Source organism: Methylobacterium sp. WL18, assembly GCF_008040015.1.
GTDB classification, from domain to species: domain Bacteria; phylum Pseudomonadota; class Alphaproteobacteria; order Rhizobiales; family Beijerinckiaceae; genus Methylobacterium; species Methylobacterium mesophilicum.
Genome location: NZ_VRVD01000045.1, coordinates 1 through 17648, shown reverse-complemented (window position 1 = coordinate 17648; position 17648 = coordinate 1). Strand labels below are relative to the sequence as shown.

General features: G+C 69.4%; 16 protein-coding genes. 10 read left to right on the top strand and 6 right to left on the bottom strand.

All coding sequences use genetic code 11. From position 1 onward, the window contains the following. On the bottom strand, window positions 1–1542 hold a 1542-nt coding region (locus FV228_RS06760), incomplete at its 3' end, for a GumC family protein (RefSeq protein WP_246693853.1). 189 nt (window positions 1543–1731) lie between these two features. Between FV228_RS06760 and FV228_RS06755 the strand changes: the two genes are divergently transcribed. Continuing rightward, complete coding sequence (locus FV228_RS06755) at window positions 1732–2310, top strand: polysaccharide biosynthesis/export family protein (protein WP_187193723.1); 579 nt, start codon at window positions 1732–1734, stop codon at window positions 2308–2310. A gap of 21 nt (window positions 2311–2331) precedes the next feature. Here the strand turns inward: FV228_RS06755 and FV228_RS06750 are convergent, their stop codons facing one another. Together FV228_RS06750 and FV228_RS06745 are read right to left on the bottom strand one after the other, a co-directional pair. Then, window positions 2332–2964, bottom strand: a complete 633-nt coding sequence (locus FV228_RS06750; protein ID WP_147853892.1) for a hypothetical protein — start codon at window positions 2962–2964, stop codon at window positions 2332–2334. 185 nt (window positions 2965–3149) lie between these two features. Next, a complete protein-coding gene (locus tag FV228_RS06745; protein ID WP_058194484.1) occupies window positions 3150–3398 on the bottom strand; it encodes a hypothetical protein in 249 nt (82 codons plus the stop codon). Between the two features lie 269 nt (window positions 3399–3667). On the opposite strand from FV228_RS06745, the gene FV228_RS06740 reads away from it, so the two are divergent. After that, entirely contained in the window at window positions 3668–3883 is a 216-nt protein-coding gene (locus tag FV228_RS06740) for a hypothetical protein (RefSeq protein ID WP_147853891.1), read from the top strand. Window positions 3884–3938: 55 nt separating this feature from the next. Here the strand turns inward: FV228_RS06740 and FV228_RS06735 are convergent, their stop codons facing one another. Together FV228_RS06735 and FV228_RS06730 are read right to left on the bottom strand one after the other, a co-directional pair. Then, window positions 3939–4997, bottom strand: a complete 1059-nt coding sequence (locus FV228_RS06735; protein WP_187277656.1) for a hypothetical protein — start codon at window positions 4995–4997, stop codon at window positions 3939–3941. 17 nt (window positions 4998–5014) lie between these two features. Continuing rightward, window positions 5015–8056 (bottom strand): transglycosylase domain-containing protein, encoded by a 3042-nt coding sequence (locus tag FV228_RS06730; protein ID WP_147853889.1) that lies wholly within the window; start codon window positions 8054–8056, stop codon window positions 5015–5017. Window positions 8057–8193: 137 nt separating this feature from the next. On the opposite strand from FV228_RS06730, the gene FV228_RS06725 reads away from it, so the two are divergent. From FV228_RS06725 to FV228_RS06690, 8 genes are all read left to right on the top strand, one after another. Beyond that, window positions 8194–8517, top strand: a complete 324-nt coding sequence (locus tag FV228_RS06725; RefSeq protein WP_246693852.1) for a BrnT family toxin — start codon at window positions 8194–8196, stop codon at window positions 8515–8517. Then, window positions 8459–8830 carry a BrnA antitoxin family protein gene (locus FV228_RS06720; protein ID WP_147853887.1) on the top strand — a complete coding sequence of 124 codons (372 nt, stop codon included), beginning with the start codon at window positions 8459–8461 and terminating at the stop codon, window positions 8828–8830. Before FV228_RS06725 ends, FV228_RS06720 begins: the two co-directional genes overlap by 59 nt. Before the next feature lie 65 nt (window positions 8831–8895). Beyond that, the gene (locus tag FV228_RS06715) at window positions 8896–10563 is read left to right on the top strand and encodes an alpha-amylase family protein (RefSeq protein ID WP_147853886.1); all 1668 of its coding nucleotides are present in this window, start codon (window positions 8896–8898) and stop codon (window positions 10561–10563) included. A gap of 58 nt (window positions 10564–10621) precedes the next feature. Beyond that, window positions 10622–11011, top strand: coding sequence for a hypothetical protein (locus tag FV228_RS06710; protein WP_147853885.1), 390 nt, complete (start codon window positions 10622–10624; stop codon window positions 11009–11011). An 85-nt stretch (window positions 11012–11096) separates the two neighbouring features. Continuing rightward, window positions 11097–11741, top strand: coding sequence for an MBL fold metallo-hydrolase (locus FV228_RS06705; protein ID WP_147853884.1), 645 nt, complete (start codon window positions 11097–11099; stop codon window positions 11739–11741). 4 nt (window positions 11742–11745) lie between these two features. Continuing rightward, the gene (locus tag FV228_RS06700) at window positions 11746–12708 is read left to right on the top strand and encodes an aldo/keto reductase (protein ID WP_147853883.1); all 963 of its coding nucleotides are present in this window, start codon (window positions 11746–11748) and stop codon (window positions 12706–12708) included. 178 nt (window positions 12709–12886) lie between these two features. Then, window positions 12887–15331, top strand: coding sequence for a DNA topoisomerase (ATP-hydrolyzing) subunit B (gene gyrB / locus FV228_RS06695; protein WP_147853882.1), 2445 nt, complete (start codon window positions 12887–12889; stop codon window positions 15329–15331). Window positions 15332–15731: 400 nt separating this feature from the next. Further along, window positions 15732–17399, top strand: a complete 1668-nt coding sequence (locus FV228_RS06690) for a methyl-accepting chemotaxis protein (RefSeq protein ID WP_147853881.1) — start codon at window positions 15732–15734, stop codon at window positions 17397–17399. Between the two features lie 39 nt (window positions 17400–17438). Here FV228_RS06690 and FV228_RS06685 read toward each other — a convergent pair. Continuing rightward, the coding region (locus FV228_RS06685; RefSeq protein ID WP_187277655.1) for a phosphatidylserine decarboxylase at window positions 17439–17648 on the bottom strand (210 nt) is incomplete at its 5' end.

Genomic DNA, 17648 nt, shown 5'->3' with positions numbered 1-17648 from the left:
CCAGTGGGCCGGGGGCATCGCCTCCGGGAAGGCGAAGGTCGGGCGCTCGAGCTCGGGCTCGCGGCGGGGGCGCCGGTCCGAGGTGTCGAACGCCGCGTCCGATTCCTTGGCGTTCCGGCTTCCCTCGGCCAGGAGCGCGCTCGCGAGCACGCCGCCCACCGCCAGCATCAGCGTCACCAGCGTCGCGAAGCTGACGATCGGCAGCTTCTTGGGGAACGAGGGGACTTCCGGGGTCACGGCGCGCGAGACGATGCGGGCATCCGCGGGCGTGGCGCTCTCGCCGTCGCGGGCGGCCGCCTCGCGGTAGCGCGACAGGTAGGATTCGAGCTGCTCGCGCTGCGCCTTGGCCTCGCGCTCCAGGGCCCGGAGCTGGATCTCGCTGGTGTTGCCCTTGACGACCACATCCTGCTGGCCGTCCACCGCGGCCTGCAGGCTCTCGACCCGGGAGCCGGCGATCTTGGCGTCGTTCTCCAGCGTGCGCGCGATGCGCTCGGCCGACGTCTTGATCTGGGCGTCGAGATCCTCGAGCTGGGCATGCAGCTCCTTGATCCGCGGATGGGCGGGCAGCAGCGTGCGGGACTCCAGCGCCAGCTGCGTCCGGACGGCGATCCGGTTGTCCACGATGCGCCGGACGACCTCGTTGTTGGCGACCTCGGTGATCTCGAAGGCGCGGCCGTCCTTGATCAGGTCCTTGATCGCCTTCACCCGGCCGGCGAGGTCGGCCTTCAGGATCCGGGCCTGGGACAGCTGGCTCGACAGCTCGCCGAGCTGCTGGGTGGTCAGCGGCTGACCGGTCGCGCCGCCGCTGCCGACCAGGCCGTTCTTGGCGCGGAACGCCTCGACCTTCGCCTCGGCCTCCGCGACGCGCTTGCGCAGGCCGTCGATGTTGCCGCCGAGCCAGGAGGAGGCGTAGCGCGCGGTGTCGACCTTGTCGGCCTCGAGCGAGGCGATGTAGAGCTGCGCGATGGTGTTGGCGCCCTCGGCGGCCAGCTTGGCGTCCTTGGCGCGGAACTCGATCGTCAGGATGCGGGACTTGCCCGCCGGGAAGACCAGCAGGTGCTCGAAATAGGCATCGAGCACGCGGTCCTCGGCCGGGCGGTCGAGGGGGTTGGCGCCGATGCCCAGCATCATCAGCACGCGCTGGACGGGGCCGATGGCGCTCGAACCCGGATCGAACTCGGGGTTGCCCACCAGCTTCAGCCGGCGGATCGCCTCCCGGGCGAGGTCGCGGGACATGACCACCTGGACCTGGCTCGCCACCGCCTGCTCGTCGATCGGCGCCAGCTGGTCGGCGCGCTCCTGGGCGGTGCGCGCGAAGGCCGGGTCGCGGCTCTCGAGGATCAGCTTCGCCTCGCCGGTGTAGCGCGGGCTCACGACGTTGACGAAGATGCCAGCGCCCAGCGCGACCACCAGGGTCGGCCCGACGATCCAGCCGATCGACCGGCGCAGGATCTGCGGCACCTGCGCGAGGCCGACGCCGTCCCGCGGAGGGGTCCGCTGCGCGGGTGCGGCGATGGGCGAGCGCAGGCTGATACGAGACATGAATACGCTCTGAGCACGACGGCCGACGGGGCGGCGATCAGTGCCGCCCGGGCGCTATTAGAGGATGTTAAGGTTGCTTGAGAGTTAAGGCCGGCCGCGTGTCGCCCTGTTCGGAACAGGCCACCTCGCTGATCAAGGTTCATTAACCTTAACGGCCTAGACCGAACTGAATTGGCACCCATGACGGCGATGGTGATGAACCGGCGCGCTCTTTTCCTCGCACTTGGCTCGACGTTGGCGCTCGGCGGCTGCCTGCGTCCGACCTTCCGGACCGACCAGCTCGATGCCACCGGCACCGGCTCGATCGGCGCCCGCTACCCGCTCTCGGCGGGCGACAAATTGCGGGTGATCGTGTTCGGCCAGGACAACCTGTCGAACATCTACGCCGTCGACGGGGCGGGCAAGATCGCCATGCCGCTGATCGGCACCGTGCAGGTCGGCGGCCAGACCACCGGCCAGGCGGCGAAGGCGATCGAGGCCAAGCTGTCCTCCGGCTTCGTGCGCGAGCCGCACGTGACCGTGGAGGTGGATACCTACCGCCCGTTCTACATCCTGGGCGAGGTCACGACCTCCGGCCAATACCCGTTCGTCAACGGCATGACCGTCGAGACGGCCGTGGCGATCGCCGCCGGCTTCGGCCCGCGGGCGGCCCGCGACTACGCGGTGCTGACCCGCGACACCGGGGGCGGACTCGTGTCGGGCATCGTGCCGATGACCTACTCGGTCCGGCCGGGCGACACGATCGTGGTCAAGGAGCGATTTTTCTAGCCCGGAACACCGCCGTCCCGCTCAGCGGGCAGGCTGCCACACGTTGATGACCCGCATCGCGGTCTGCTGCGGCGGGATCGGTGTCGCCACCGGCGACGACGGAACCGACGTGCCACGCGCCATGACGCGGCGCGCCTCGCTGGCGGGCGACGCGCCCACCGGCGTGAACAATCCGGCGAGCTGCTTGCGGGTGCCCTTGCTGACGAAGCGGGAGGTATGGACCGGCTCAAAATCCCGCAGGGCGTGGCGCTTGTCGGGATTGCCTGTGAACACCTTGGCGCCGGTGTTCAGGACGACGATGTCACCCGGCATCAGGGTCTCGTCCTTCATCAGCGCGGCGGCCGCGCCGGCCTTCATGTCGATGGGCGTCTGCCGTTCGCTAAGTTCGCTCTCCTTGGCGCGGATCCGCACCGGGAGCGCGGCGTACCGGGTCTGGAGACGGTGCCGGGCGTTGCCGAGCCGCGGGGTCGAGCGCCGGTAGACGGCGCGATCTTCGAGCGGCGCGGGGGCCTGCTGGACCGCCTGAGGCGCCGGCCGGGCACCGAACAGCATTTCGAGGAAGCCGATTTCGGCCGCCGGAGCCTGGACGATCGTTCCTGCGAGGAGCCCGGCGGCGGCGATGACGGCCAACGTGCTGCCCGTACGAAACCTCATAACGTCCTCCGGAACCGGCGTCGGTATCGATCGCCGGACGTTCAACCGCAAGGTGCGCGGGAGAGTTCCGGAATATTAGACGTCTTGAAGCGAAGTTCGACGAACGTTGCTACCGAGGCGGTATTCTACCGAATCGGATCAGGATCTATTGTGCAAAACCGGTTCGGTCCGCCGGTCGGCGCGGGTCAGGCCGGGGCGACCTGCTCGCCCTCGCCGATGCAGTCGAGGGCTCGCTCCACGGCGCTGACGGCGTCGAGGAGGTTCTGAACCGTGCGCTCGACCTCGAGCGTCGGACGGCCCATCGCGGCGGCGCGGGCACTCACATCCTCGAGCTGCTCGAGCAGGGCGAGGAGATCGCCGGCCACGGTCACGACCTCGCAGCGGGCGAGGCGGGTGACGGTCGGGCGCGGCCGGAAGGGCAGGACGTTGCTCATCGCCGACGGTTCTGGCCCGAAAGGCCCCGGATTCGCCAGGGGGAGGGACCCGACTTCCGGCAAATGGCGGCCTCTATCCGCCGCTAACGGCTGGAAAGGTGGATTTTCCGTGGCCGCCGCGCATCGGAGGCGGCAGAATCGGTTTACACCTCGCCGCCGGTCTTGACGGACTTGCCAGCGCGCTGACCATGCCGACACCGACTTTTCACCCTGCGATTCGGCGGCGGATAGTGATCCCTCGCGCGGTTCGGCATCGCTCAGGACCAATCATGCGCTTTACCCTTCTTGCCGTCGCGTTCCTGGCGGTCGGCGGCCTCGGCGCCTGCAACACCGACAGCCCCGACGGGCGCAGCGGCCTCGCCGACAGCTTCCGGCTCGACAACTATCGCGCCTCGAACGACACCAACGGCACCCAGACCCGGCGCGACGTGAACCGCGCCTACACGCAGCCGACCCTGCCTTCGATCGGCAACCGCGGGTTCTGAGCCCCCGAGCCGCCTCGATCCCGGAACGTCGATCCGGGATCGAGGTGTCGACCGGTCACCGCTTCGCGATCGCGTCCGCGAAGGTCGTGATGCGGTTGCGGGCGTAGACCGGCAGGCCGGCGCTGATCGAGCTGCCCGTGTTGAAGCTCGAATTGCCCATCAGCACCTGGGCCGGCAGCAGGTTCTTGAGCACCGGCACCCGGGCATATTCGGCCTTGCGGTCGAGGACATCGGCCTTGATGGCCAGCGCCATGTATGTGGTCACCACCGTCTTGGTGGGATCGTTCGGCAACGGCTGGAACACCGCCAGGAACTTGCCGAAGCGCAGGATCTGGTTGACCCAGAAGATCGTCTGCTCCAGCCCACCCGTCACCGGCGTGTCGATCCTGGTCAGCGCCTTCAGGGCCGCCCCCTGGTCGGCGCCGAGCACCCGCAGCTCGCTCTGGAACGAGACGTACTCGGCGATCTTCTTGGCCGAGCCCTCTTCGAGCTTGTTGGCGAGCTTCACGCCCAGCGGCAGCTTGCCTTCGAGGTCGTAGCGGGACTCGATGCAGGCGCCGGCACCCTCGCACCAGGGCCGGTCCGGGCGCTTGGCGAAGGCGGCGGCCGGGTCCTTGTTCGGCGCCACCTCGCCGGTGGTGATCGCCTTGTGCTTGATCGCCGGGTCCATCTTCTGGACGAAGCCGAGGTTGGCGAAGGCCTGGAGGTCGATCGCCTCGGGCGGCCGGGCGACCACGAATCGCCCTTCCGCCACGTAGACCTTCAGCGTCTCGTGCCGCGGCTTGGTCACGCCGTTCACCGTCACGGTGTAGTCCGGCTCCTTGTAGCCGGGGAAGGGCGCCAGCACCGCGGCCTCCGCCGGGCGGACCTTGAGCCAGTCCAGGTACGGGATCAGCCCGTTCTCGGGCGCCGTGGGGTTGTCGCGGTGATCCGTGAACAGGATCTGCCCCGGCTTGAGCGCGGCCGGATCGAGGGCGGTGACCGAGGGCACCTCCTTGATCCGTTCCAGCCCCGGCACGGTGTTGGCCGCGGGAGTCTGCGCGCAGACCGGGGCAGCGGTCGTCAGGACGAGGGCGAGGGCGGCAGGAAACTGCGTTCGCAACGGGCGTCTCATCGGTCGGAGCGGGTGGGTCAGTAGCCCGGGTCTTCGCCGAACAGGTAGTCCGGGTCGCGGCGGCGCGGCCGGCGCACGCCTTCGTCTCCGAAAGGCGAGCGCGCCGTCTGGCCGGGCCAGGGCCTGTAGGCGTCCTGGCCATAGGAATCCAGATCGCCCTGCGCACGGCGGCTGCGCGCAGCGGGGCGTTCGCCGAAGGGATCGAGGGGATCGGGGGCGGCGCGTTCGCCGGTCATGTTGCCGTAATAGTCGCCGGCCACGCTCGCGCCGTCCTCACTGCCGGAGAGGTCGCCGTCCTGCGCGTCCGGCCGCATGGCGTAGAGGGTCTCGCGCGGCACCAGGCGGAACTGGGTGTCGGCCATCTGGCCGTCGCCGCTGGTGCGGAAATGCTCGATGAAGCCGCCGCCCGCGACCCGCTGGCCGCTATGCGGGTCGATCGCCAGGTCGGCGATGAACGGCCGCGCCTCGGGGGAGGGGCCGCGCAGGGGCGTCTTCGGGATGCCGTTGGCCCAGGCCGCCTGCAGGATGGTGGAGGCGATCGGGACCGAGAGATGCCCGCCGGTCTGACCGCGGCCGAGCGTCTTGCGGCTGCCGTCGGCGTTGTCGTAGCCGACCCAGACCACCACGGTGATCTCGTTGGTGAAGCCCGCGAACCAGGCGTCGTTCTCGTTCTCGGAGGTGCCGGTCTTGCCGGCGACGTAGGCCGACACCTTGGACAGGGCCGCCGCGGTGCCGTGCTGGGTGACGCCCTGCAGCATGGTCTTGAGCTGGTAGAACGCGATCCGGTCGGCCGAGCCGATCCGCGTGGGCTCGCGGGCGGCGTGGGTGTAGAGCGCCTTGCCGTCCCGCTCGACCGATTCGAGCGCGAACGGCGCCGGTCGGGCGCCCTCGTTGGCCACCGCCGCGTAGAACCCGGCAAGGTCGAGCATCCGGACCGGCTGGGCGCCGAGAACGAACGGATAGTAGGGCTCGCACTCGGCGTAGATCTGCGCCTCCAAGGCGATGTCGCAGACCCGCTTCAGGCTGGCCGGCGCCTTCGGGGCGATGCCCCCCTGCAATAGCCGGGCGGTGACGAGGTTCTTGGAGAATTCCAGGCCCCTGCGCAGGGTCGTGGGTCCGGAGCCGCCGCCCTCGTAGTTCTTCGGCGACCAGGAATCCCCGGATCCGCCGATCGGCGGCAGGGTCACGGCGGAATCCATCACCAGGGTGTTGGGCTGGAGCCCGGCATTCAGCGCGGCCAGGTAGGTCAGCGGCTTGAGGGTCGAGCCGGGCTGGCGCACCGCCTGGGTGACCCGGTTGAGCTGGCTCAGCGGATAGGAGAACCCACCCGCCATGGCCAGGATGCGGCCGGTCTGGTTCTCCATGACCAGGGCGGCACCCTGCACGTTGGGCCGGACCCGAAGCTGGGCCCGGGGCGCGCCGCGCCCCTCCGTGAGCTTGACCCGGACCACGTCGTAGAGCTGCAGCTTGCCCCGGGCGACGCCCGGATCGAGGGTGGCGGTGCGGCCGTCGGCAAGGCCGACCTTCACGGGTCCGCGCCCGGGCTCGAGCACGACGGCGACGGGCCAGTGCACGTCGTACAGGGTCGGCCGCGCGCTCTCCAGGGCACGCAGCCAGACGGGCTTCACCTGCGGCGCCGCCGCGACCTTCGGCTTGGGCGCCTTGGCGCCCGGTTTCGCATCGGGCTTCACCGGATCCTTCGCGGCCTCGGCCCGGGCCCCCGTCACGCCGGGCGCGCTCTGTACCGATCCTTCCGGCGCGGGCGTCGCCGCCTGGATCCGGCGGATGCTGTCGGCGAGGTTGAGTTCGGGACCCGTGTAGGTCTGGCGTCCGGTCGCGCGCTCGTAGTTGGCGAGCCCGTCCTGCAGCGCCCCCTCGACGGCGCGCTGGAGCCCGGCATTGATCGTCGAGCGGACCGTGAACGAGCCGGCGGTCAGCGAATCCACCCCCGCGAAGGTGCGGGCCTCGCGGTTCAGGTAATCGACCACGTAGAAGCCCGAATCCCGCCGCGTCGCGTCCACCGGCTTCAGCCCGAGATCGGCGTTGACCGCGCCGGCCATCTCGGCATCGGTGATCGTGCCTTCCTCCTTGAGGCGGGCGAGCACGTAGGCGCGCCGTTCGCGCGCCCGCTCCGGGTACTTGTCCGGACTGTAGAAGTTGGGTCCCTTCGGCATGCCGGCCAGCAGGGCGGCCTCCGGCAGGGTCAGCTGCCCGACCGACTTCCCGAAATAGCTCTGCGCCGCCATCTCGATGCCGTAGGCGCCGCGGCCGAGATAGATGCCGTTGAGGTAGAGCCCGAGGATCTGCGGCTTCGTGAGGATCCGCTCCAGGCGGGCCGCCACGATCATCTCGCGGATCTTGCGCTCGTAGGTGACGTCGTCGCCGACCGAGAGGTTCTTCACCACCTGCTGGGTGATGGTGGAGCCGCCGGCCGGCCGCCCGGGCGAGGCGAGGTTGCCGATGAAGGCGCGGATCACGCCGCGCTCGTCGATGCCGTGGTGGCTCTCGAAGCGCTTGTCTTCCGCCGCGATGAACGCCTTCTGCACGAGGTTCGGCACCGCGGTGATCGGCACCACGAGCCGGCGGCCGTTCACCTCGAAGGTCTCGGCGAAGGGCTTGCCCGACCCGTCGAGGATGCGGGTCATGCCGGGCAGGACCTTGTCCCGGAGCGCCTCGGCGGTGGGCAGGTCCTTGGTGGCGTTGTCGTAGAACTCGATGACCTCGCGGGCATTGAACGGCGAGATCGCCGGGTTCTCACCCTTGCAGAACTGCTTGTAGCTGGTGTTCAGCTCGTCGAGGTTGAGCCCGTGCAGGATCTTCGGCGCCCCCGGCCCGGCGACGCTCGTCGGATCCTCCATGGCGGTGGTGATCAATTCATCGAGATTGATGTCCTCGATGTCGAACGCCTTGCGCATGTGGGCGCAGCCGTCGCGCAGCAGGCGCACGACCTCGGCCTGATCGGTGAACGGATCGAACTGGGTCCGCACCGCGTCCGGCCGCGTCGTGACCTGGCTCAGCGTCAGGGCCGTCGCGAACAGCTTGATCAGGATGGCGTTCATGCGGTCCGGATTCGAGGGGGCGGCGGAGCGGGTGCGAACCTCCCGGGTGCGCCGCCGAACTGGGCGAGCACAACGCGGCTGTTTTAAGGAAAAGCCTGCCGGGGTGCCCCCACCCGCAAGCTTCGCCACAGCACGTATTGACAGAACGTATTGACATCAAGGGGCGGCCGGCCATGTTCGAGTGGGACGAGGCGAAGCGCCGGGCGAACCTCGCCAAGCACCGCCTCGATTTCCGGGACGCGGTCGCCCTGTTCGACGGACGCCCCCGGCTCGAAGGTCCGGCAGCCTTCCGGGACGAGGCGCGCCACGTCACGGTCGGGGTCCTGGGTGAGGTGCACGTCACCCTTGTCTGGACCTGGCACCTGGATCGGCGGCGGTTGATCTCGTTCAGGAGGGCGCGGCGTGAAGAACGACAAGCATGCAGTCAGGCATTCGTCGGCGGACCTGACAGCGATGTTTGAGCACGGCGACAGCGAGAGCGACTGGGACGCCGTGAAGGCGCTGACCGATGCCGACGTCGACGCGGCCGTCGCGACCGATCCCGACGAGGCCGATCTGGAGATCGACTGGAGCCAAGCGGTCATCCATCCGGAGTCCCGGAAGAAGATCGTGACCATGCGGGTCGATGCCGATGTCCTGGCGTTCTTCAGGGAACAGGGGCGCGGCTACCAGACCAAGATCAACAGCGTGCTGCGCGCCTACATGGATCATGCGCGCGAGGAGCCGGATCGACCCCTTCGATCAGGCGGAACCAATTCCCGCCGGTCGTCGTAGGGTCGCCGGCGCGGCCGGTCCTCATGGCCGAACGGCGCTTCTGAAGGCGCCTCGCGAGGACCGGCATGATCAACGACCTCTGGTACAAGAACGCGGTCATCTACTGCCTGTCGGTCGGCACCTTCATGGACGCCAACGGCGACGGCATCGGAGACTTCGCCGGGCTCGAGCGGCGGCTGGACTACATCCAGGGCCTGGGCGCCACCGCGATCTGGCTGATGCCGTTCCAGCCCTCGCCCAAGCGCGACGGCGGCTACGACATCGCGGATTATTACGGGGTCGATCCCGATTACGGCTCGCTCGGCGATTTCGTCGCCTTCGCGCACGCGGCCAAGCAGCGGGGCCTGCGGGTGCTGATCGACCTCGTGGTCAACCACACCTCGGACAAGCACCGCTGGTTCCAGTCGGCCCGTTCCGACCCGAACTCGCCCTACCGCGACTGGTACGTCTGGTCGAAGGAGCGCCCGGCCGGCACCGACGAGGGCATGGTCTTCCCCGGCGTCCAGGAGACCACCTGGACCTACGACGAGAAGGCCGGCGCCTGGTACTTCCACCGGTTCTTCGACTTCCAGCCCGATCTCAACACCGCCAACCCCGAGGTGCTGGCCGAGATCCTGAAGATCATGGGCTTCTGGATCGAACTCGGCGTGTCCGGCTTCCGGATGGACGCGGTGCCGTTCGTCATCGCCGAGAAGGGCGCCGACGTCGGCGGCAAGCCGCGCGAGCAGTTCGACATGCTGCGCGACTTCCGCGAGTTCCTGCAATGGCGCAAGGGCGACGCGATCATCCTGGCCGAGGCCAACATCCTGCCGAAGCAGGACCTCGACTATTTCGGCGACGACGCCGACCGCATGCACATGATGTTCAACTTCCAGGTCAACCAATCGACCTTCTACGCCCTGGCCGCGCACGATGCCCGCCCCCTGGTGAAGGCGATCGAGCGGACCAAGCCCCGCCCGCTCTCGTGCCAGTGGGGCATCTTCCTGCGCAACCACGACGAGCTGGACCTCGGCCGGCTCACCGAGACGCAGCGGCAGGCGGTGTTCGCCGAATTCGGCCCCGAGAAGGGGATGCAGCTCTACGACCGCGGCATCCGGCGCCGCTTTGCCCCCATGCTGGCGGGCGACCCCCGCCGGATCCGGCTGGCCTACTCGCTGATGTTCACCCTGCCGGGGACGCCGGTGATCCGCTACGGCGACGAGATCGGCATGGGCGACGACCTGGGCCTGAAGGAGCGGGACTGCGCCCGCACGCCGATGCAGTGGACCGCCGAGCACAAGGGCGGCTTCTCCCGGGCCGAGCGGACGGTGCTGCCGCCGATCGATCACGGCCCCTACGGCTTCGCGCACGTGAACGTCGCCGACCAGCGGCACGACCGGGGCTCGCTGCTCAACTGGATGCAGAGCATCATCCGCCACCGCAAGGAGGCGCCCGAGATCGGCTGGGGCGACGTGACGGCGGTGCCCACGGGTAAGGCCTCGGTCCTCGCCCTGCGCTACGAATGGCGCGGCAACGCCATCCTGTGCGTGCACAACCTCGCGCCAGAGCCGATCGAGATCGCCCTCCGCTCCGGCGTGCCCGAGCCGGAGCCCGACATCCTGGTCGACGTGCTCACCGGCTCGCGCAGCGACGCCGGCCCCGAGGGCAGCCACTGCCTGTTCCTGGAGGGCTACGGCTACCACTGGTTCCGGGTCGGCGGCCTCGACGCATTGCTGAAGCGGACGCCGGGCTGAGCGGCGCCTCGCCCCCGCCCGCCCGGCGCGCTAGGGATGTGCCGGAGCGAGGATGCACATGGTTCGGACCAAACATTACCCCTCGGACGCGACGATCGCGGACGTGCTGCCCGGCCTCGAGGATGCCGAGGGCTACCTGCGCCAGGTGCTGGTCACGATGCGGATGTGCCAGAAGCATTACGGCGACGCCTGGGTCCGGATCGGGGTCACCGGCAAGGCGACGGCGCCGTCGTACCGGGTCGACCGGCCGGACGCGTCCTCCGCCCCGGCCGAAGCCGGAACCACGGAGCCGGGCACGGCGATCTTCGGCGCCTACGGCGGCCGGTCCCACGACCGCTTCACGAAGGTCAACACCGCCGAGACCCGGTGGAGCAGCCGGTCGATGGGCATGGCCGAGATGCTCGCGCTCCACGACAGCCTGCGCCGGCCGAAGGACGGGTCGGCCTGACCGGCCGCGGGGTGCCGCACGGCCGGTTCTGCGCTAGAACCCGGTCCAGAGCGCCGACGGCGGCGCAGCCAACCCGCGGAACCCCATGCCAGGAACGCCCCGCGCCGGGATCATCCCGGTCACGCCCTTCCAGCAGAACTGCACGCTGATCTGGGACGACGCCACCAAGGTCGGCGCCGTCGTCGATCCGGGCGGCGACCTCGACCGGATCGAGGCCGCCATCCGGGAGCAGGGCGTGCGGGTCGAAAAGATCCTGCTGACCCACGGCCATGTCGACCACGCCGCCGGCGCCGACGAGCTGCGCGAGCGCCTCGGCGTGCCGATCGAGGGCCCGCACCGCGCCGACAAGTTCCTGCTCGATTCCCTGCCCGAGACGGCGGCCAATTACGGGATCGGCGAGGGCAGGGCCGTGACCCCCGATCGCTGGCTCGACGACGGCGACGCCGTGACGGTCGGCGAGCTCGGCTTCGACATCCTCCACTGCCCGGGCCATTCGCCCGGCAGCGTCGTGTTCGTGAGCCGGGACGCGCGCTTCGCGCTGGTCGGCGACGTGGTGTTCAAGGGCTCGGTCGGCCGCACCGACCTGCCCGGCGGCAACCACGAGCAGCTGATCCGCGCGATCAAGGAGAAGGTTCTGCCGCTCGGCGACGACATCTCCTTCATCCCCGGCCATGGCCCGACCGGCACGCTCGGCGAGGAGCGCGTCTCGAATCCGTTCCTGCAGGGCTGACACCATGGACAAGCGTCGCATCGGCCGCTCCGACCTCCGGGTCGCGCCCTTCTGCCTCGGCGGCAACGTCTTCGGCTGGACCGCGGACGAGGCGACCTCGTTCGCCATCCTCGACCGGTTCGTGGAGCGCGGCTTCGACTTCATCGATACGGCGAACGTCTATTCGCGCTGGGCGCCCGGCCACCGGGGCGGCGAATCCGAGACCGTGATCGGCCGCTGGTTCGCGGCGCGCCCGGGCGCCCGGGACAGGATCGTGCTGGCCACCAAGGTCGGCATGGACATGGGCGAGGCCGGCAAGGGTCTGTCGGCGCGCCACATCGAGCAGGCCTGCGAGGCGTCCCTCCGGCGGCTCCAGACCGACCGGATCGACCTCTATCAGTCGCATCTCGACGACGCGGAGGTGCCCCTGGAGGAGACCCTGCGGGCCTACGAGCGCCTGATCGCTTCGGGCAAGGTCTGGACGATCGGGGCTTCGAATTACGGCGTCGCGCGCCTGTCCGAGGCGTTGACGCTGTCGGCCTCGTCGGGCCTGCCGCGCTACGAGTGCCTGCAGCCGGATTACAGCCTGGCCGAGCGCGGCTACGAGGCGGAACTCGAACCCCTGTGCCGGGCGGAACAGGTCGGCGTGATCGGCTACTTCTCGCTGGCGGCCGGCTTCCTCACCGGCAAGTACCGGTCCGCGCAGGATGCGGCGGGACGCGCCCGGGAGAACCGCGTCGCGAAGTACCTCACCCCGCGCGGGCTGGCGCTCCTCGACGTGCTGGATTCGGTCGCCCGGGACCGGGACGCGACGCAGGCCCAGGTGGCGCTGGCCTGGATCATCGCCCGGCCCGGCATCACCGCGCCGATCGCCAGCGCGACGTCGGTGGCGCAGCTCGACGACCTGCTCGGCGCTGCCGAGCTGCGGCTGTCGGCCGAGGCGATCGCCCGTTTGGACGCGGCCAGCGCGGGCGGCATCGAGGGCTAACGGGGCGTTAAGCGCGGAGCCTCAGAAAAGCGGGTGCACGGGCGCGTGCGAGCCCGTAAAATCGTGCAATCTCAACGCGGAACCCCTATATCAGGCGGACCAAGCGAGAGCGCAGGCGTGGGCGCCCGACGGCGCGAGTCCCTCCGTCGCGAACTGGTCCGCCTGCCCGAGGAATTTCATGGCCGACACCCCTCCGAACGAGCCCGCCGAGTACGGCGCGGAATCGATCCGCGTGCTGAAGGGCCTCGACGCCGTCCGCAAGCGGCCCGGCATGTATATCGGCGACACCGACGACGGCTCGGGCCTGCACCACATGGTCTACGAGGTGGTGGACAACGCCATCGACGAGGCCTTGGGCGGCCATGCCGACCTCGTCACCGTGCAGCTCAACGCCGACGGCTCGGTCACGGTCTCCGACAACGGCCGCGGCATCCCCACCGACATCCACAAGGAGGAGGGGGTCTCGGCGGCCGAGGTCATCATGACCCAGCTGCACGCCGGCGGTAAGTTCGACCAGAATTCCTACAAGGTCTCCGGCGGCCTGCACGGCGTCGGCGTCTCGGTGGTGAACGCGCTGTCGTCGTTCCTGAAGCTCCGGATCTGGCGCAACGGGATGGAGCACGCGATGGAGTTCCGTCACGGCGATGCCGTGGCGCCCCTCGAGATCGTGGGCCCCGGCGAGGGGCGGCGCGGGACGGAAGTGACCTTCCTGCCCTCAACCAACACCTTCACGATGATCGAGTTCGACTACGGCACGTTGGAGAAGCGGCTGCGCGAACTCGCCTTCCTCAATTCCGGCGTGCGCATCGTCCTGACCGATGCGCGCCATGCCGAGCACAAGCGCGAGGAGCTGTACTACGAGGGCGGCATCGAGGCCTTCGTCCGGTACCTGGACCGGTCCCGCAAGCCGATCGAAGGCATGGCGAGCCCCGTGGTGGTCCGGGCCGAGCGCGAGGGCATCCGGGTCGAGGTCGCGCTCTGGTGGAACGATTCGTTCAACGAGACGGTGCTGCCGTTCACCAACAACATCCCGCAGCGCGATGGCGGCACGCACATGGCGGGCTTCCGGGCGGCGCTGACCCGCCAGATCACCGGTTACGCCGATTCGTCGGGCGTCTCGAAGCGCGAGAAGGTCTCGCTCACCGGCGAGGATTGCCGGGAGGGCCTGACCGCGGTCATCTCCGTGCAGGTGCCGGATCCGAAATTCTCGTCGCAGACCAAGGACAAGCTGGTCTCCTCCGAGGTCCGCCCGGCGGTCGAGAACGTGCTGAACGAGGGCCTGTCGACCTGGCTCGAGGAGAACCCGCAGCAGGCCCGCTCGGTGATGGGCAAGGTCGTGCTGGCGGCCTCCGCCCGCGAGGCGGCCCGGAAGGCCCGCGAGACCGTGACCCGCAAGGGCGCGCTGGACATCGCCTCGCTTCCCGGCAAGCTCGCCGACTGCCAGGAGCGCGACCCGTCGAAGTGCGAGATCCTGCTGGTCGAGGGCGATTCGGCCGGCGGCTCGGCGAAACAGGGCCGCGACCGGGCGTTCCAGGCCGTGCTGCCGCTACGCGGCAAGATCCTCAACGTCGAGCGGGTGCGGGCCGACCGCATGCTGTCCTCGGCGGAGATCGGCACCCTGATCACGGCGCTGGGCGCCGGGATCGGCCGCTCGTCCACCGACCGGGAAGGCTTCAACCCGGAGAAGCTGCGCTACCACCGCATCATCATCATGACCGACGCGGATGTCGACGGCTCGCACATCCGGACCCTGCTGCTGACGTTCTTCTTCCGCCAGATGCCGGAGCTGATCGACCGCGGCCACCTCTACATCGCCCAGCCGCCGCTCTACAAAGCCGAGCGCGGCCGCAGGGCGATCTACCTCAAGGACGAGCGCGCCCTCGAGGATTACCTGATCGACCAGGGCACCGACGGGGCGATCCTGCGGCTCTCGACGGGGGCGGAGTTCACCGGGCCGCAGCTGAAGAGCCTGGTCGAGGAGGCCCGCGGCTTCCGCAACGTGCTCCAGGGACTCCACACCCGCTACGACCGCTCGGTGGTCGAGCAGGCGGTTCTGGCCGGGGCGTTCGACGGGGAGGCGGCGTCGAGGGTGGGCGAGGCCGAGGTCCTGGCCGACACGACCGCGCGCCGCCTCGATCTGATCGCCGACGAGATCGAGCAGGGCTGGCAGGGCGAAGCCCACGAGGGCGGCTATCGCCTCACCCGGACCCTGCGCGGGGTCAAGCAGGTCGCCACCCTGGATGCCAGCCTGATCTCGTCCCAGGAAGCCCGGCGCCTGTCCGAGCGCGCCGACGCGTTCCGGGAGATCTACGGCGAGCCGGCCACGCTGATGCGCAAGACCGACGAGACCGTGCTGCACGGGCCCGTCGCCCTGTTCGAGGCCGTGATGGCCTTCGGCCGCAAGGGCCTCCAGCTCCAGCGCTACAAGGGGCTGGGCGAGATGACCGCGCAGCAGCTCTGGGAGACCACGCTGGACCGCGAGGTGCGCTCCCTGCTGCAGGTGAAGGTCAAGGACACGACCGACGCCGACGACCTGTTCGTCAAGCTGATGGGCGACGTGGTCGAGCCGCGGCGGGAGTTCATCCAGGAGAACGCCCTGAGTGTCGCTAATCTCGACGTGTGACCGGCTTCTTAGGGGACGACCCGAAGCGACGGCGGCCACCCGCATGGGCCGCCGCCGCAGCGGTTTGATCGGCGGAAACGGCGACGCGAGACGCCTTTATCCAGCAACACGCCATATGACCCTGGTGCTCGATCGCCAGTCGGCGCTGCTGTGATCGATGTGTCGTTCGCGTGACAAATTTTGATGTGTGTGCGTTCGAGACGCGCATAACGATGAGCACAACAACCCAATAGCGCTCAGTAAGACATCAATCTATTTTCGCGCATCTATGATAAAATACAGTATTATAATTACAGATTACCATATAAATATAACTCTGATCAAACTTGCCATCGCTTCGAGCATCGATTGATATCGTGCCGGCTTCGAAAATCGAATCGCCGTGGACCGGACGTCGTTGATGCACGTGACTATTAAAACCCGACTCGTTGCGCTTCTGGCGATCCTGGGCGTTCTGTTGTTGGGCTCGACCGCGCTCGGAAATCTGGCTCTGTACTGGAACACGCGAAGTCTGCAGACGGTCTTCGAGGACCGGGTCGTTCCGCTCGGTCAGTTCAGCGGATTGCGCGATGCCTACGACAGCCTGGTGGAGGCTTCGCGCACCCTGAGTGGCGGACAGTCCGATCCGCGTCCGGGGGTCGAAATCATCCAGCGCGCGCAGGCGCAGGCGAAGCGGCAATGGGCCGATTACCTCGCCACGTATCTGACCCCCGAGGAAAAAATCCTCGCCGCGGAGCTTCAGGGGCAGATCGACCGGAACGACACGATCATCGCCGATCTCGTGCGCCTCGCCGGCGCCAACCAGACGAGCGCCTATGCGGATCGGCACGCGGACCTCCTGAACGCGATGGTGCGGACGCAAGCCAGCATCGGACAGCTGACGGGCTTGCAGATCCGGGAGGCGCGGGAGGCGTTCGAGAGCGCGCAGCGGACGTCGGGCTGGACCAGCCTCCTTCTCCTCGCCGCCGTCGCGCTGGCCACCGTCGCGATCGTGTACGGCATCCTGACCGTGCTCAAGCAGGTCGCCGGCCCGCTCGCCGGGATGACCGCGGCGATGACCCGCCTGGCGTCCGGAGACCTGGACGCGCCGGTTCTCGGCGCGGATCGCCGGGACGAGGTCGGCGCCATGGCCGGCGCCGTGCAGGTGTTCAAGGACGCGCTCATCGCCAAGCGGCGTGCCGACGCCGAGGCGGCCGCCGAGAACGCGGCCAAGGACCGCCGCACGCTGGCGCTGGACGAGGCCACCCGCACGTTCCGCGGCGCCGTCTCGAAGATGACCCAGACCCTGTCGGCCGCCGCGGAGGAGATGGAGGCGACCGCCCAGGCGATGAGCCGGACGGCCGACCGGACGGCGGCGCAGTCGCTCAGCGTCGCCTCCGGCGCCGAGCAGACCTCGGCGAACGTACAGACCGTCGCCGCGGCGAGCGAAGAGCTGGCGGCTTCGATCGGCGCGATCAACGTCCAGATCGTCCGTTCCTCCGACATGGCCGAGCGCGCCGCCGCCGACGCCGCTCAGACCACCGCGATCATGCAGGGACTGGCCGACGGCGCCGAGTCGATCGGCGCGGTGGTCGAGCTGATCAGCGGCATCGCGGCGCAGACCAATCTCCTCGCCCTCAACGCCACGATCGAGGCGGCGCGCGCCGGCGAGGCGGGCCGGGGCTTCGCCGTGGTGGCGGGCGAGGTCAAGGAACTCGCCGCCCAGACCGCCAAGGCCACCGAGACCATCTCCCGGCAGATCGCGGCCATCCAGGGCGAGACCCATCGGGCCGTCGAGGCGATCCGGACGATCTCGGCGACCATCGTGGAGCTCCGCTCCATCGCGGTCGGCGTCACGGCGTCTATGGAGGAGCAGGGCGCCGTCACCCAGGAGATCGTCCGCAGCGTCACGCAGGCGGCCCAGGGGACCCAGGCGGTGACGAGCAACATCGGCGCGGTCACCGCCGCCGTCGGCGAGACCGGAGCCTCGGCGTCGCAGGTCCTGATCGCCGCGACGGAACTCTCGCACCAATCGGAACGGCTGAGCGTCGAGGTCGCGGACTTCCTGGTCAAGGTCCAGGCGGCCTGAACAGGCGCGGCGGCCGGACCGCGATCCGACCGTCCGGCGCTATCCCGGTTGCGGAAGCCGCATCAGCGGCTCGCCCATCCGCAGGCGGCCGCCCTCCTGCAGCATCGGCCACAGGGTGAAACCCGGCGACGCCAGGACCACGATGGTGGAGCCGTGCTCGAACCAGCCCATCTCAGCGCCCTTCTCCAGGCGGGCGGTGCTGGGCAGGGGGCGGCCGCCGGTCCGGCGCAGGGCCACGCGCACTGCGGT

Coding starts and splice junctions, on each gene's coding strand:
- FV228_RS06755 (WP_187193723.1), top strand. CDS start 1,732: ATGGTGATGAACCGGCGCGCTCTTTTCCTCGCACTTGGCTCGACGTTG.
- FV228_RS06750 (WP_147853892.1), bottom strand. CDS start 2,964: ATGAGGTTTCGTACGGGCAGCACGTTGGCCGTCATCGCCGCCGCCGGG.
- FV228_RS06745 (WP_058194484.1), bottom strand. CDS start 3,398: ATGAGCAACGTCCTGCCCTTCCGGCCGCGCCCGACCGTCACCCGCCTC.
- FV228_RS06740 (WP_147853891.1), top strand. CDS start 3,668: ATGCGCTTTACCCTTCTTGCCGTCGCGTTCCTGGCGGTCGGCGGCCTC.
- FV228_RS06735 (WP_187277656.1), bottom strand. CDS start 4,997: ATGAGACGCCCGTTGCGAACGCAGTTTCCTGCCGCCCTCGCCCTCGTC.
- FV228_RS06730 (WP_147853889.1), bottom strand. CDS start 8,056: ATGAACGCCATCCTGATCAAGCTGTTCGCGACGGCCCTGACGCTGAGC.
- FV228_RS06715 (WP_147853886.1), top strand. CDS start 8,896: ATGATCAACGACCTCTGGTACAAGAACGCGGTCATCTACTGCCTGTCG.
- FV228_RS06710 (WP_147853885.1), top strand. CDS start 10,622: ATGGTTCGGACCAAACATTACCCCTCGGACGCGACGATCGCGGACGTG.
- FV228_RS06705 (WP_147853884.1), top strand. CDS start 11,097: ATGCCAGGAACGCCCCGCGCCGGGATCATCCCGGTCACGCCCTTCCAG.
- FV228_RS06700 (WP_147853883.1), top strand. CDS start 11,746: ATGGACAAGCGTCGCATCGGCCGCTCCGACCTCCGGGTCGCGCCCTTC.
- gyrB (WP_147853882.1), top strand. CDS start 12,887: ATGGCCGACACCCCTCCGAACGAGCCCGCCGAGTACGGCGCGGAATCG.
- FV228_RS06690 (WP_147853881.1), top strand. CDS start 15,732: ATGCACGTGACTATTAAAACCCGACTCGTTGCGCTTCTGGCGATCCTG.